The sequence below is a fragment of the Streptomyces sp. NPDC049954 genome (genome assembly GCF_040656295.1).
Taxonomy (GTDB): domain Bacteria; phylum Actinomycetota; class Actinomycetes; order Streptomycetales; family Streptomycetaceae; genus Streptomyces.
This window is the reverse complement of the sequence record NZ_JBFALS010000008.1, coordinates 307,031-320,791: the sequence shown is the minus strand read 5'-3', so window position 1 is coordinate 320,791 and position 13,761 is coordinate 307,031. Positions and strand designations below refer to the sequence as shown.

15 protein-coding genes are annotated in these 13,761 nt (G+C 74.6%); 11 read left to right on the top strand and 4 right to left on the bottom strand.

Going from position 1 to position 13,761, the window contains the following annotated elements:
- Positions 1-112 precede the first annotated feature (112 nt).
- The 3 genes from AB0J21_RS20890 (at position 113) to AB0J21_RS20880 (ending at position 2,852) form a co-directional block, all read left to right on the top strand.
- Positions 113-1,705 carry a penicillin-binding transpeptidase domain-containing protein gene (locus tag AB0J21_RS20890; RefSeq protein ID WP_363147521.1) on the top strand — a complete coding sequence of 531 codons (1,593 nt, stop codon included), beginning with the start codon at positions 113-115 and terminating at the stop codon, positions 1,703-1,705.
- Positions 1,706-1,888: 183 nt separating this feature from the next.
- On the top strand, positions 1,889-2,311 hold the full coding sequence (locus tag AB0J21_RS20885; protein ID WP_363147520.1) for an ATP-binding protein: 423 nt from the start codon (positions 1,889-1,891) through the stop codon (positions 2,309-2,311).
- A gap of 49 nt (positions 2,312-2,360) precedes the next feature.
- Positions 2,361-2,852 carry a glutathione peroxidase gene (locus AB0J21_RS20880; protein WP_363147518.1) on the top strand — a complete coding sequence of 164 codons (492 nt, stop codon included), beginning with the start codon at positions 2,361-2,363 and terminating at the stop codon, positions 2,850-2,852.
- A gap of 38 nt (positions 2,853-2,890) precedes the next feature.
- Here AB0J21_RS20880 and AB0J21_RS20875 read toward each other — a convergent pair whose 3' ends face one another.
- The gene (locus tag AB0J21_RS20875) at positions 2,891-3,460 is read right to left on the bottom strand and encodes a response regulator (protein ID WP_363147517.1); all 570 of its coding nucleotides are present in this window, start codon (positions 3,458-3,460) and stop codon (positions 2,891-2,893) included.
- 77 nt (positions 3,461-3,537) lie between these two features.
- Between AB0J21_RS20875 and AB0J21_RS20870 the strand changes: the two genes are divergently transcribed.
- Genes AB0J21_RS20870 through AB0J21_RS20860 form a run of 3 tightly spaced genes read left to right on the top strand, consistent with a single transcriptional unit; the run spans position 3,538 to position 4,879 of the window.
- Positions 3,538-3,906, top strand: coding sequence for a hypothetical protein (locus AB0J21_RS20870; protein ID WP_363147516.1), 369 nt, complete (start codon positions 3,538-3,540; stop codon positions 3,904-3,906).
- A gap of 38 nt (positions 3,907-3,944) precedes the next feature.
- Positions 3,945-4,475 carry a hypothetical protein gene (locus AB0J21_RS20865; RefSeq protein ID WP_363147515.1) on the top strand — a complete coding sequence of 177 codons (531 nt, stop codon included), beginning with the start codon at positions 3,945-3,947 and terminating at the stop codon, positions 4,473-4,475.
- Positions 4,472-4,879 (top strand): GNAT family N-acetyltransferase, encoded by a 408-nt coding sequence (locus AB0J21_RS20860; RefSeq protein WP_363147514.1) that lies wholly within the window; start codon positions 4,472-4,474, stop codon positions 4,877-4,879. Before AB0J21_RS20865 ends, AB0J21_RS20860 begins: the two co-directional genes overlap by 4 nt.
- A 3-nt stretch (positions 4,880-4,882) precedes the next feature.
- Here AB0J21_RS20860 and AB0J21_RS20855 read toward each other — a convergent pair whose 3' ends face one another.
- Together AB0J21_RS20855 and AB0J21_RS20850 are read right to left on the bottom strand one after the other, a co-directional pair.
- A complete protein-coding gene (locus AB0J21_RS20855) occupies positions 4,883-5,413 on the bottom strand; it encodes a GNAT family N-acetyltransferase (RefSeq protein ID WP_363147513.1) in 531 nt (176 codons plus the stop codon).
- A gap of 372 nt (positions 5,414-5,785) precedes the next feature.
- Entirely contained in the window at positions 5,786-7,810 is a 2,025-nt protein-coding gene (locus AB0J21_RS20850) for an NB-ARC domain-containing protein (RefSeq protein ID WP_363147512.1), read from the bottom strand.
- A gap of 188 nt (positions 7,811-7,998) precedes the next feature.
- On the opposite strand from AB0J21_RS20850, the gene AB0J21_RS20845 reads away from it, so the two are divergent.
- Positions 7,999-8,355: a PRC-barrel domain-containing protein gene (locus tag AB0J21_RS20845; RefSeq protein ID WP_363147511.1), complete on the top strand. Its 357-nt coding sequence runs from the start codon at positions 7,999-8,001 to the stop codon at positions 8,353-8,355.
- Positions 8,356-8,392: 37 nt separating this feature from the next.
- A complete protein-coding gene (locus AB0J21_RS20840; RefSeq protein ID WP_363147510.1) occupies positions 8,393-9,244 on the top strand; it encodes an aminoglycoside phosphotransferase family protein in 852 nt (283 codons plus the stop codon).
- Positions 9,245-9,258: 14 nt separating this feature from the next.
- Here AB0J21_RS20840 and AB0J21_RS20835 read toward each other — a convergent pair whose 3' ends face one another.
- Positions 9,259-11,949 (bottom strand): GNAT family N-acetyltransferase, encoded by a 2,691-nt coding sequence (locus tag AB0J21_RS20835; RefSeq protein WP_363147509.1) that lies wholly within the window; start codon positions 11,947-11,949, stop codon positions 9,259-9,261.
- A 174-nt stretch (positions 11,950-12,123) separates the two neighbouring features.
- Between AB0J21_RS20835 and AB0J21_RS20830 the strand changes: the two genes are divergently transcribed.
- The 3 genes from AB0J21_RS20830 (at position 12,124) to AB0J21_RS20820 (ending at position 13,621) form a co-directional block, all read left to right on the top strand.
- A complete protein-coding gene (locus AB0J21_RS20830; RefSeq protein WP_363147508.1) occupies positions 12,124-12,846 on the top strand; it encodes a siderophore-interacting protein in 723 nt (240 codons plus the stop codon).
- Positions 12,847-12,986: 140 nt separating this feature from the next.
- Positions 12,987-13,244, top strand: a complete 258-nt coding sequence (locus AB0J21_RS20825; RefSeq protein WP_363147507.1) for a DUF5133 domain-containing protein — start codon at positions 12,987-12,989, stop codon at positions 13,242-13,244.
- Positions 13,245-13,306: 62 nt separating this feature from the next.
- Entirely contained in the window at positions 13,307-13,621 is a 315-nt protein-coding gene (locus tag AB0J21_RS20820; protein WP_363147506.1) for a hypothetical protein, read from the top strand.
- Positions 13,622-13,761 lie beyond the last annotated feature (140 nt).

Here is a 13,761-nt window from a genome sequence, read left to right as displayed (position 1 = left end):
ACTCTGTTCTGCTGGGCGCCGTACCGGCACCGCCCGGTCCCGGACCGGGGCCGGCCGCCGGTGCGCGGACCCGGCGCGGACGCGGGTCCCGGATCCCACGGGGAGGACCACGATGACCACCACCCAGCGCACCCCGGGCCGCAGCGGCCGCCGGGCCCCGCTGCCGCTCGCCCTGGCCACCACGCTCCTGCTGGGCGGCTGCTCGCTGCTGCCCGGCGACCAGGACGAGGAGTCCGTCGACGCGGCGGCCGTCGCCGCCGCACGGGGCTTCCTCACGGACTGGGCGGCCGGGAGCTACGACCGCGCCGCCGCCCGCACCGACACCCCCGAGGCGGCGGCGCGCACCCTGCGCAACTTCACGGAAGGGCTCGACATCACCACGTCCCGGCTCACCGCCGGGCGGGCGAGCACCGAGAAGGACGGGGCGCGCGTCCCGTTCGCCGCGCGGCTGACCGTCCGGGGCCTGGGCGCCTGGTCCTACCGCTCGGCGATCACCGTCCGCCGCGCGCAGCAGGAGGGGAAGGAATGGGTGGTGCACTGGGAACTCCCGCTCGTGCACCCTCGGTTGAGCGACCGGGCCAAGTTCGGTCTGGAACGTGAGGAGACAGCCGCTCCGAAGGTCCTGGACGCCCGGGGCGAGCCTCTCGGCCCGGGCACCGCGCCCTCCCTGCCGGTCGCGCTCTCGCTCGCCCCGGGCAAGGGTGCCGCCCGCGGCGAGATACGGCTCGTGGACCGGGTCACCGGCGAGAAGCTGCGCGTGGAGAAGCACTTCGGTCCGCGCGGCACCCAGAGGAAGGAGCAGCGCACGACCCTCGACGCCGCCCTCCAGTCCGTCGCCGAGAAGTCCCTCGCGGCCCGCGCCGAGGGGAAGAACGCGGGGCTGGTGGCGTTGCGGATCTCCGACGGGCGAGTGCTCGCCGTCGCCAACAACCCCGCCACCGGCTTCAACCGGGCCCTGCTCGGCCGGTACGCGCCCGGCTCCACGATGAAGGTCCTCACCTCCGCCGCCCTCATCGAGAAGAAGGCCGTGGCCCCCGGGGACTCCGTGCCCTGCCCGAAGTATCTGACCGTCGGCAAGCAGTTCCACAACGTCGAGACCTCCGAGATCCCCGGGGCCTCCTTCCGCGACGACTTCACCCACTCCTGCAACACCGCCTTCATCTCGCTGCGCGAACGGCTCGCCGACGACGAACTGACCTCCTTCGCCTCCTCCCGCTTCGGCGTCGGCCAGGAGTGGCACACCGGGGTGCCGACCTTCGACGGCAAGGTGCCCGTCCCCGGGGACGACACCGAGAAGGCCGCCGCCGTCTTCGGGCAGGGCCGCACCGAGGCGAACCCGCTCGTCATGGCCTCGGTCACGGCGACGGCCGTGTCCGGCCGCTTCCACCAGCCCTACGTCGTGCCCGGGGCCCGCGCGAAGGCCACCGCCCGCACCAGCCCCCTCTCCGAGAACACCGTCACCCAGCTGCGCACCCTCATGCGGGCCACCGTCACCGAGGGCACCGCCACCGTCCTGCGGGACCTGCCCGGGGACGTCGGCGCCAAGACCGGTTCCGCCGAGGTCACCGAGGAGGGCGAGGCGAACGGCTGGATGGTCGCCTACCGCGGCGACGTCGCGGTCGCCGTCGTGGTCGAGGAGGGCGGCCACGGCTCCGAGTCCGCGGGACCGGTCACCCGCGACCTGCTCGCGGCCGTGGCGGACTGACCGGTCGGCGCCCTCAGCGTGGCCGACTCCCGCCCCCGTCACCGCCCCGCACTCCCCGTCCTTCTCGTACGCGTGGCCGACTATCGATCACCTGGGCGGGAAGACGGAGGGGGACGACGCATCGCCCTTTCCGTACGGCCGGACGAGACGGCCGTACGGAAAGGGCCCGGGAAGGTGAGCACCGTGGACCGCGCCAGGCGGTACGCCCAGGTCGAGTACGCACTGCCCCGGACCCCGGCCTCGGCGCGCTGGGCCCGCCACATGACCAGGGACTTCCTGGACGGACGGCCGGGCGCGGCGTCCGGGGCGGCTTGTTCCCGCTCGCGGGCGCAGGACGCGGAACTGGTCGTCTCCGAACTCGTCGCCAACGCCGCCGAACACGGCAACAGCGCCTGCCGTCTTCGGCTGCGCGCCCGCACCGGGCGGCTCGTGGTGGAGGTCCACGACGACGGCGACCACCTGCCCGTGGCCCTGCCGGGCAGCACCGTCGCCGAGCGTGGCCGCGGGATGACCCTGGTGCACGCCCTCGCCGACCGGGTCACGGTCAGCCCCGGCAGGCGGGGCGGGAAGACCGTCCTCGCGGTCCTGCCGGTCGGCTCCGACTGAACCCGACCACCGGTCCGGCCCCCCGTGGCCCGGTCGTACGATGCGGGACATGACTGTCCACGATGTGAAGATCGACGCCCTCACCGGCGGCCCCGCCGCACTCGACCAGTACCGGGGCAAGGCCCTGCTGATCGTCAACGTCGCCTCCAAGTGCGGCCTCACCCCGCAGTACACCGCCCTGGAGCGGCTGCACGAGACCTACGCCGCGCGGGGATTCTCCGTACTCGGCGTGCCCTGCAACCAGTTCATGGGCCAGGAGCCCGGCAGCGCCGAGGAGATCGCCTCCTTCTGCTCCGCCACCTACGGCGTGACCTTCCCGCTGACCGAGAAGACCGAGGTCAACGGCGAGGACCGGCACCCCCTGTACCAGCAGCTCGTGGACGCCCCCGACGCCGAGGGCCACACCGGCGACATCCGGTGGAACTTCGAGAAGTTCGTGATCGACGGTGCGGGCGAGGTCCTCGCCCGGTTCGCCCCGCAGACCGAGCCCGACGCCCCCGAGGTGCTCGCGGTGATCGAGCAGGCCCTGCCTGCCGCCTGATCCGGCGCCCCGCACGGGCCCCGGTGCTCTCCGCCCGCTCAGCCCCGGCGCGCGTCCAGCGGGGAACGCGGCCGCGCCCCGCCGGCCGGCGGCTGCTGCGGACGGGGGCGCCCCGGGGCCGGCTCCTCCCCGCTCCCCGGGGTGCGGGGCCCGCCCGGTCGCGGCCTGCCGTGCCCCTCCGGGCCGCTCCGCAGCTCCCGCAGCTCCTCCTCCAGCCCCCGCACCCGTTCGTACTGCCGCAGCAGGAAGCGTGCCTTGGTCCGCAGGGTCCACGGGTCCACCGGCTTCGCCAGCAGATCGGCCACCCCCAACTCGTGCGCCCGCTGGGACAGTTCACGGTCCGGGCCGAGACCGGTGATGAGGACGACGGGGACGTCCTGCGCCCGGTCCACGCCCTGCATGTAGCGCACCACGTCGAGCCCGCCGGTGCCGGGCATCACGACGTCCAGCAGGACGAGCCCCACCCCGCCGCGCAGCACGGTCTTCAGGGCCTCGTCCCCGCTCTGCGCGAGTACGACCGGCCGGCCGAGCGGAGCCAGCACGCTCTCCAGGGCGAACAGGGTGTCCCGGTGGTCGTCGACCAAGAGGATTCGGGCGTCCGACGGCATCACTTGCCCCCTCGTCGTGGCGGTCCAGCATATGCCCGCCGCGTACACGGGCACCGGTCCGAACGGCCCTGATCCCCTTGGCGTGGGCGGAAACCGGCCACCCGCGCCACCCCTTCGCCAGGGTGCGCCACACCCGCGACGCCACCGCCCGGGCGCAACCGCCTCCGGCGGCCCCGCAACTGCCTGACAGGGGAGCCGAGTCGGCCATCTCGACCACGCTCGTCGGCCTGACGCTGACCACCCCGGCTTTCGCCAGTACCGCGACGCAGGCCGTACCGCCGTCCGCGACCTCCGCGCGTGCTTGTCCGTACCAGGCCAAGAAGATCACGAACAGTAGTGGCGGACTCGCCGTCATAGTCTGGGACAAGAGCAGCAAGGACGTGGTGACCATGTACACCGGTGCCGGAGTCGGCAACAACTGGTCCGGCTGCGCGGCCTACGGCTGAGAGCCCACGGCCTTCCCCCGGAAAAGGAGGTTCGCGGAATGGGATCGTTCGACGTGGGAATCGAGTTCTCCTACGGCTGGTGCACCCTGCGCCTGACGGACGGCGTCGAAAGCGTCGAGATCAGGAACCACTGGCTGAACGACGGATTCCCGGAACTGGTCGATTCCGTGAACCTCCTCCTGGAGGGGAGGAGGTCGGTGAGCTGCCGCTGGCAGCGGGAGGTCGCGGGAGGGCACTTCGTCGACCTGGTGAGCGATCCGCACGGCGGACTGAGCGTGGTCGTGCACGCCTTCCACCAGGACGAGCCCGGCGACGCCGCCCAGGTGTGGAGCGCCGAACGCGGCAGCGTCGTCTTCCGCGCGCACGTTCCGTTCAACGAGTTCGTGCTGCGGTTCGCCGCTGCCCTACGGGTCGTGCGGACCTTGTCCACCGACCCGGCCGGCATGATCGGGCACTGGGGTTACCCCTTCCCCCAGACGGCCTTCGAACTGCTGGAGCGTCGGGCCGTACGCCTCGGCTACAAACCCAGGGCCCGCCCGGAGATCGAGGAGGAGAGGGACGGCGGGTGACCGGCGGACGGCGTGGCGCGGTGTCCCGCGCCCGCGCCGACTGGTTCCGGCGCAGCCGGGCCACCGTCACCGACCTGCTCGCCGTCGACGAGGACGGCGCGCCGCTGTGCTGGGTGAGCATGGGCCCCTACCGGGACGAGCACAGCGCAACCGTCTCCGGCGTGAGCGAGGTGTACGCCCTCTACGCCGAACCCGACCGCATCGGCACCGGAGTGGGCCGGCTCCTCATCGAGGCCGTGCACACCCGCGTGGAGCACCGCACCCGGCTGTGGGTGCTCGCGGGCAACACACGCGCCCGTCGCTTCTACGAACGCGCCGGATACCGGGCCGACGGGGCGGAACGGCTCGACGACTACGGCGGTCCCGTGCTCACCGAGCTGCGCTACGAGCGGACCGCCGGCTGAGGTTCACGGAGCGACGCGGCCCTCCCACCGCTGTTCGCCGTCCACCACGAAGGCCGTCGGGGCGAGACCGGCCGCGCGGGCCACGGACTGCGAGGCCAGGTGGTGCGGGTGCACGTGCGCCACCAGTTCCCGCACCCCGTCCCGGGCGAGCCGCCGCACCAGTACGGCGACGGCCCGGCGCGCCAGGCCCCGGCCCTGCCACGCGGTACCGACGACCCAGGCCAGCTCCGCGCGGCGACCGGTGTCCGTGACCGTCGCCTGCACATAGCCCGCGAAACCGCCCTCCTCCGCCACGATCAGCAGGTTCAGCCAGGTCACCGCGGGATCGGGCGAACCCGCCACCTGGCGCGCGTACCGCGCCCGCAGCGTCGCCGCGTCCGGTGGGCTCCCGCCGGTGAACGTGTACAGCGCGGGATCGGCCAGTACTTCCGCCATCGCCTCCGCGTGCCCCACGGCCAGCGGCACCAGGACGACGGGAGCCTCCGCGCCACCGTCCGTGTCCACTGCCGCGTACGCCGCCCTCTCGTGTTCCATGGCGGAATTCTCCGTCCTCCCGCCCGCCGCGCGTCACGGGGATCGAGCGAGAGCCGAGGTTTCCGCGACCCCGCGCCGGTTTGCCCGCCGGAAGCAGGGGCACGCGGCCTTCAAGGACGACACACCCCCGAGCGAGCAGGGGAGTACACGATGAAGGCCAGAGACAGACCACGTCGTACGTCGACCCCCGATCAGGTGCCCCGCGCCCGGGAGGGACGGCGGCCATGAGGAAACCCACACCTTCCCCTGGCCGCGGTGATCCCGAGTGCAGAGCCTGAGGACGACGGCCCCCGGCGGTTTCCCGACCGCCCCGGGGGCCGCCGTCCGTTCCGCACCACCGGCCACGCCCCGGTCGCCCCGGCGGAAGCCGGGTCAGTGCTCGCCGTCCAGCCAGGCGCCGAGCGCCTCGCGGTGGTCGGCGGCGAGCCCCGCGCGAAACGCCCCCTCGTAGCGCGGCGCCCCGAGCGACTGCCGCGCGAGCTGCTCGAACCGCTCCCTGAGGGGCGCCAGCTCCGGAGTACCGCGCTGCGGGTGGCCCGTGGTGCGCCAGTAGGAGTCGGCGACCCCGGCCATCCGGGCCGCCGCCTCGTGCCGGCCCGCCGCACTCAGCGCGGCCGTCAACAGGTCCAGGCCCAGCGCCGAGCCGAAGGCGTCCTCGATCGCGCGCTTGCTCTCCAGTGAGGCCCGCGCGTACCGCAGTGCCTCCACGGGACGGTCCTGGGACAGCCGGATCAGCGTGAGCTGGTAGTCCAGGTACGACAGCGTCCAGCGCTCCCCGATCGCCAGGCAGTCCTTGCGCAGCCGCTGGGCCTCGGCCCCGGCCTCCGCGAGCCTGTCGAGCGCCGTGTACGCGAAGACCCGTACCAGCAGGCAGCGAAGCCGCGACCCCGAGGCGAGATCGGGGCCCGGCGCGGCGGACAGCGCCGTGTCGACGATCAGCAGCGCCTCCTGCGGCCGTCCGGCCAGCAGTGCCGTGAGCCCGCCCGCGTAGGCGGCGCCCAGCACCCCCTCCGCGTCGCCGTCCTCGGCTGCCGCGAACCCGCACCGTTCGCTCAGCTCCCGCGCCGACGCGTACTCGCCGTGCAGCGCGAGCGCCACGCCCAGCGCCCACATGGCCCGGGTGCGGTGCGGGCCGGGCGTGCTGGGCTGGGACAGCGCCAGCTCCAGGTAGGCGCGCGCCTCGTGCAGCCGTCCGCAGCAGGTCCAGAAGAAGACCGTCCGGCCCGCGAGGTCCAGCGCCTCGTCCGGCCGCTCACCCAGCAGGTGTTCGAGCGCCGCGCACAGATCCGTGTACGCCTCGCGCGACCACGTGAACCAGGTGATCTGCCGCGGCCCGAGCCACTCCGCGTCGGCCAGCCGCAGCAGCCGCAGGAAATGCCGCGCATGCCGCCCGGCGACCTCCTGGTGCTCCCCGAGCGCGGTCAGCCAGCGCCGGCCGTAGTCCCGCACGGCGCCCAGCATCCAGTACCGCCCGCCCCGCCGGTGCAGTACGGACTGTGCCGTCAGCCGCTCCAGTCCCTCGCTCACCCCGGTCTCGGTCAACGGCCCGCCCGTGCACACCGCGCGCGCCGAGGGCAGGTCGAAGCTCCCGCCGAACACCGTCAGCCGGGCCCACAGCAGCCGGTCGGCGGGCCGGCACAGCTCATGGCTCCAGCCGATCGCGGTCGCCATCGTGCGATGCCGCTCCGGCCGCCCGTCCGGAGCGGCCGCCCCGGTGTCCAGGCGCGAACCGAGGCCCGCGGAGATCTCCCGGAGTGTCGCGTGCGCGGTCTGCGCGGCCGCGAGTTCGAGGGCCAGCGGGATGCCTTCGAGGCGCCGGCAGATCCGGCCCGCCTCCGCGAGGTCCGCGTGTGCGAGCCGCCCCCGGCACGTGACCGCCCGCTCGGTGAACAGCGCGAGCGCGTCCGGGCCGTCCGCCGGCAGCGGACCGAGTTCGAGGACTTTCTCCTCGGCCAGACCGAAGCAGCGGCGCGAGGCCACCAGGACGGTGAGCCCCGGGCACGCCGTCAGCAGGTCGCCCACGAGGTCCCGGCCGGCCGCCCACGCCTGTTCCCCGGAGTCCAGGACGAGCAGCAGTCGCCTGGTGGCGAGGAACGCGCACAGCGCCTCGACGGGGTGACGGGGCGTCTGGTCGGCGAGGCCCACGGCCTTCGAGACGGCGGACACCAGCAGCCGGTCCCCGGTCACCGGGCTCAGGTCCGCCCAGCGGACACCGTCGGGAAACCGGTCCTCGACCGCACGCGCCGCGGCCAGCGCCAGCCGGGACTTCCCGATACCGCCACCGCCGGTGAGTGCCACCAGCCGGCGCGTGGACGAGGACAAGGCCTCCACCAGCAGCTTCAGTTCACCCTCACGCCCGACGAAGGTACTGCTCTCCTCGGGAAGCTCCCCCACCATCCGGACAGTGTGGACCATGCGGTGAGCCCGGCGAAAACCCGGCAGTCGCGGCACGGTCCGTCGCGGCTTCCGCGCAGGCGCCGCACCGGCCGGTACGCTCACCCGCGTATGGCCGGTCGCCCCCGGGGCATCCGACCTCAGCAGAGGGGCGGGCACCGAGCGGGGACAGCAGCAGGAGGAGGCAGGACGTGTTCGAAGCCGGGGACATCCGGGACTGGCGCGGTCACGACGTCGTGGACGCCGAGGGCCACAAGATCGGCTCGCTGGAGGCGATCTACGTCGACACCGCCACCGACCTCCCGGCGTTCGGGACGGTGGTGGTCGGACTGCCGACCAAACGCAGGCTCGTCTTCGTCCCGCTGGACGGGGCGACCGTCGGGCCGGGGCAGCTGAAGGTCCGTTACGACAAGAAGACGGTGAAGGACGCCCCCTCGATCGACACCGACGGGGAACTGCTCGCCGACGACGAGCCCAAGATCTTCGCCCACTACGAGCTGACCTACCAGGTCGACCCGGGTGGTGCGCGGCGCCTGGGCCGACGCTGAACTCCGTACCGGGAAAGCCGGGGGAGTGGCGGACACCGTGCGCGTGAGACGTCTCGACGCGCACTCGCTCGTCGACGAGCTGTACGAGGCGACGGGGCACAGGTACACGGTCCTGGGCCCTTGCCCCGGCGGGCAGGTCGGCGCCGCCTACGTCAGGGGCGCGGACGGGGGCCGTCACGTCCTCAAGCGGCGCCCCGGGGTACGGGCCGAGGACTACCGGGCGGGGCCGCAGGCGGTGTCCGAGGCGGTGCGCGCGGCCGGGGCCCCCGTCCCGGCGACGCTCCTGTCCGCCCAGGTCGGGCCGGACACCGTCACCGTGCAGGAACTCCTGCCCGGAACGCCCGCCGAGCGCCTCGACCACCGGTTGCTCGATCAGGCGCTCGCCCTGCTCGACCGGCAGGCCGGTCTCCTCGCCGGCCGCCCGGAGGTGCCGCGGATCGCGCTCCATCTCGACCAGGACGGCCCCGGCTTCTGCCTCCACGGACCACTGCGCCTGCACAGCCCGCGCACGGCGGCGCTCGAACGCCGGGTACGTGCCGTCGAAGGACCCCGGCTCCTCGCGGGCGACGACGCCGTGCACCTCGACTTCCACCCCGGCAATCTGCTGACCGTCGACGGCACGGTCACCGCGGTCATCGACTGGGACGGCGCGGGGCGCGGCGACCGACTCCTCGACCTCGTCACCCTCCGGTTCGGCGCGCACGCGCAGGGCGCTCCGCCCGGGGTCGTACGGCGTCTGGACGCGCTCCTGGACGCCGTGGCCCCCGAGCGGCTGCGCCCGCTGTGGGCCCACATGAGCCTGCGGACGACCGACTGGGCGGTACGCCACTTCGGGCCCGGGGAGGTCGATCACGCGCTCGGCCTCGCCGAACAGCGGCTCGGGGACTGAGCCCGGCCCCGGCCTCAGAGCAGTCCGGCCGCCGTCTCCCTGCGCAGGAACGCGAGGCGGGCGCGCTTGTCCGGCAAGTCGATCTCCGGGCCCAGCTCGAACCCGGTGCGCACCAGCCGGGCCACCGCCTTCTCGTTGCGCGCGTCGGGCTCCACCACGATGCGCCGGCGGGAGGGCTCCTTCAGGACGAAGCGCAGGAACACCGGGAGCAGGACCCCGGTGAACCCCTCCTGCCTGCCGTGCTCCGCGGGGGCGATGAACAGGTGGACCCCGAAGTCGCCCTCGGCGACCTCGTAGCACTCGCCGACCACGTCGGCGGCCGGCTCGTACGTCTGGAACAGCCCGACCGGTTCACGGTCCCGCAGCACCAGATAGGCGTGATGCGTCGTCAGGGAGTCGAGGTAGGAGTAGATGTCCTCGACCTCCTCCCGGCTCTTGCCGACCATCCCCCAGAACCTCGCCCGCTCCTGCGAGACCCAGCGGTGGATCAGCCCGCCGTCGCGCCTGGGGTCGACCGGGACGACCGTCACGGTGCCGAAGCCCTCGACGGCCTCCTCGTGCAGGGGCGTGACGTCCGCCGCCGTGGAATCTGTCGCCATGAGAGGGGACTCCTTCTGTACGCCGGGTGCGGGGGAGGGGCCGGGTCCGGCGGCCCCGGCCGGTCGGGTGGCCGCGGCGGGCACGGGGACGAGGGCACCCTTGCGCCACAGCGGCAACTGGTCGTAGGCGTGCGGGTGCCCGGGCGTCCCGTGCGCGCCGAACGGCACCACCCAGCCGCTGTCCGCCCGGTCGGCCAGATCCCACACCCAGCGGGCGGCCGGGCCACGCCAGGCGTGCTCGGCGAGGCCGGGGACCCCGGAGGTGGACAGGACGCAGTCGTGGTCGCCGCTCAGCCCCGGCCCCGGCGCGGCCGGCTCCGGGAGCGCCTGCCACGCGGCGAGCACATGCGCCTCCCCCCAGGGGCGGGCCCGCTCACCCGATCCGGCCACCTCGGCGAGGGCGCCCGCCACCTCGGCCGCCGGGTCCAGACCGGGCACGGCGCCCGGGGTCAGCAACGTGTCCAGCGCGAAGGCCACGCGCGGCGGGAACGCGAGCCAGGGGGCGAACACCGCGGGCAGCCGGGCGCCCTCCTCGGCGGCGAGCGCGGCGAGCGGCGCGAACACCGGATGGGCCGTCAGCCGCCGCACGACCGTGCCCCGCAGCGAGGCGTAGAGACCGGCGTCCGCCGAGTCGGCGGCCATCGACCGGTCCCAGCGCAGCAGCCGCTCCCGTACCGCCCCGGCCGCCGCGTCCAGCTCGTCGGCCCGCGGCAGCAGCGCGAGCAGCGTGCGCGCGGAGCCCAGGTGGGTGTCGGTGTGCACGGCGGCCATGTCGCGCGCCGTCCACCGCTCCCGCGAATCCAGCAACTCCCTGATCCGGGCGGCACGGTGGGGTGCGGCGAACTCGACACCGAGCGGTGCGGCGAGACCGGCCTGATTGGCCATCACCGCCCCGCACTCGGGCACCGCCGCACGCGGCGGCTCGGCGAACCGCCCCTGCCACGCGTACCGCGCCTGCCACGCCGGCACCGTGCCCGAGCCGTTGTCCCGGTGCCGCACCGGGACCTTGCCCGCGACCCGGTGCAGCAGCCCGCCGGCGGTGTCGGCGGCCATCAGCACGTTGACCGGTTCGACCCAGGCGTCCACGGCCGCGTCCACGTCGGCCACGGTCCGGGCCCGCAACAGCGGCAGCAGCGCGGAGAAGCCGAGATCGCCCTCGACGCGCGGGACGTGACGCAGACTCACGCCCGTCCCCTCGTCCGCGCCGCCCGCCACCAGGGGTCCGCGTCCGGTCTCGACGATCTCCACGGTGACCGGCTCCCCGCCCCGGACCTCGACGGTCTCGGTGTGCGCGGCGACCTCCCGCCAGCCCTCGGGGCCCCGCGCCTCGACCCGGCCGCCGCGCCGGCGCAGCTTCTCGCGGTACAGGTCCTGGTAGTCGGCCATGGCGTTGGTGATGCCCCAGGCGACCGAACCGGTGTGCCCGAAGTGCGCGATCCCGGGGACGCCGGGCATCGCGAGTCCCACGACGTCGAACTCCGGGCAGGCGAGGTGGATCTGCTGGTACACCCCGGGCGCCTCGATGATCCGGTGCGGGTCCCCGGCGAGCAGGGCGGAGCCCGAGGCGGTGCGGGAGCCGGGCAGCAGCCAGCCGTTGCTGCCGGCCGTCGCGGGACCGTCGGTGGCGAACCAGCCGACCGCCGCGGGACCCAGCGCGCGCCGCGCCACGTCCCGCCACAACTTCGAGGGCAGCCCGCTGAACAGCACGTGCGTCGACAGCCACACCGCGAGCGGCACCCACGGCTCCCAGCGGCCGGGACGCACCCCGGCGGCCGCGAACTCCGGGGCGAGGGAGCCCGCCCCGGCCAGCCCCTCGGAGACACCCTCGGTGTACGCGCTGAGCCAGCTCAGCGTCGCGGGGTCCAGACGCTCCACGCAGCGGCGCGCGGTGTCGGCGAGCCGGGCCCTGCGGGCGAACAGGTCCCACTCCAGGGCCTCCTCGCCGAGGAAGGCGGCCGAGGTGCCCTGCGCGCGGTGGCGTTCGACCTCGATCTGCCAGCCCCGGTCCCGGGCGGTCTCACGTCCCTGGGCGCGGGCGAGCGCGAGGACGTCCCCGGCCCGCACGCTCGGTACGCCCCACCGGTCCCGGTGCACCTCGACCGTCATGCCACGCTCCCTGCCGTTCCGGCCCCCGAAAGGCCGTCCGGGCCGGGGGATCACTCGAAGCGGGTGCCGTACACGCGTACCGACCCGCCGCCCATGAGGTTAGGCTGACCTAACTTAGTGGGTTCGCGGGGCGTCGGCAATCACGGACGACGCCCGTCGACAGGAGGGCGGCCGATGGGGCACGGCTGGGAGGGCGCGGTCCTCAAACTGCTGCGCGGCAAGGACTTCACCCTCACGGTGACCGGGGCCGAGTACGTCACCGAGCACTACCTGCGGGTGCACTTCACCGACGGCGGCCTGCTCGCGGCGGCGGGCACCCATCCGACGATGTGGGTCCGCGTCTGGTTCAGCCGCTCGGGCAGACCGCACCAGCGTGCCTACACCCTCGTGGACCCCGACCCCGCGGCGGGCACCTTCTCCCTCGAATTCGCCCTGCACCCGGGCGCGGCGGGCGACTGGGCCCGCTCCGCCCGGCCCGGCGACACGATCGACGCGACGCTCCAGGGCACGGCCTTCACGGCCCCCGATCCGCTTCCCGCGCAGCTCCTCGTCGTCGGTGACACCGCCTCACTGCCCGCCGTCAACTCCCTTCTCGACGCGTTCGGCCCCATCCCGGCCACCGTCTGGCTGGAGACGCGGCACGCCTCCGACGAGCGGCTTGCGGTGCGGGCCGACCCGGTGCGGCACGACGTGCGCAGGGTTCCCCGGGAGCGCGCCGGCGCGAGGCTCGTCGAGGAGGTGGGCTCCGCCCTGCCGGGCCTCGTCAAGGACCCCTCCGGCGTGTACGTGTGGATCGCCTGCGACACCGTCACCACCCGGGCTCTCGCCGCGCGGGCGCGCTCCGTGCTCACCGCGCCCAGACGCCAGATCCACGCTCTCGGATACTGGCGTCCCTGACCTCGCCGTCCCGGGCTCCGGGGGATATGGCCGGGATCGCTCGAACGAATGGCCGAAATGGGTAGGCATGGTCTACACCTCCCCGGGTAACCGAGCACAAGAATCCTCCGTGTCTCGCACCTCGGTGTGAAAGAAGGGACGTGACCGTGCTGCTCGCTCACCCCGTCGTCCTGCGCAAGCTCCTGGCCCGTTACGCATCGCTCACCGGTCAGGACCGGCCGACCGCCGAGACCCGCCGGCAGCTCGACGACGTGACCTACACCCTCTGCGTCTCCACCGGGACCCGTACGATCGACGCCGCCCTGGCCGTCGCCCGGGCCCGGGTCGCCGAGGCCGTGCCGCAGGAGAGGACCCCCCGGTCGGCGACCGGCGAGGCGTCTGCCATCCTCACCGCGTGAGCCCGTCGCCCCCGCGAGGGGCCGACGCACGAAAGCCCCTGATAAGGCAGAGAGTCCAGATTGTGTCTTCCCCCACACCCATCTACCAGCAACTCGTCGAGGAGCAGGGCGATGTCCTGACGGACACCCGGCAGGTCGCGGACGACATCCGCAGGAAGGCCGAGCAGACCCTGGGGGCCGCCCACGGTTCCGGCCCCGCCTTCTCGCCGGCCCCCGCCCCCGAGGCGCCCGTCCGCCGGGCCGCCCCCGCCCCGCAGGGCCCGTGGGCCACCGGGGCCCCCGCCCCGCAGGCACCCGCGGGACCGCCCCCGGCGGGAGGGCCCCCCGCGACGGGCCCCGCGCCGCAGCCGGCCGAGGAGGCCGGGAGCCCCGAGTGAGGGCGCCGGACGAGGTGTACGGGCGGGGGGGGGGGGGGTGGGGGGGGCGCCCCCCCCCCCCGGGGGGCCCGGCCCCCCCCCCCCGGGGCGGCCCCCCCCCCCCCCGGGCGACAGGGGGCGGGAGGCACGCGGGGCCCGCC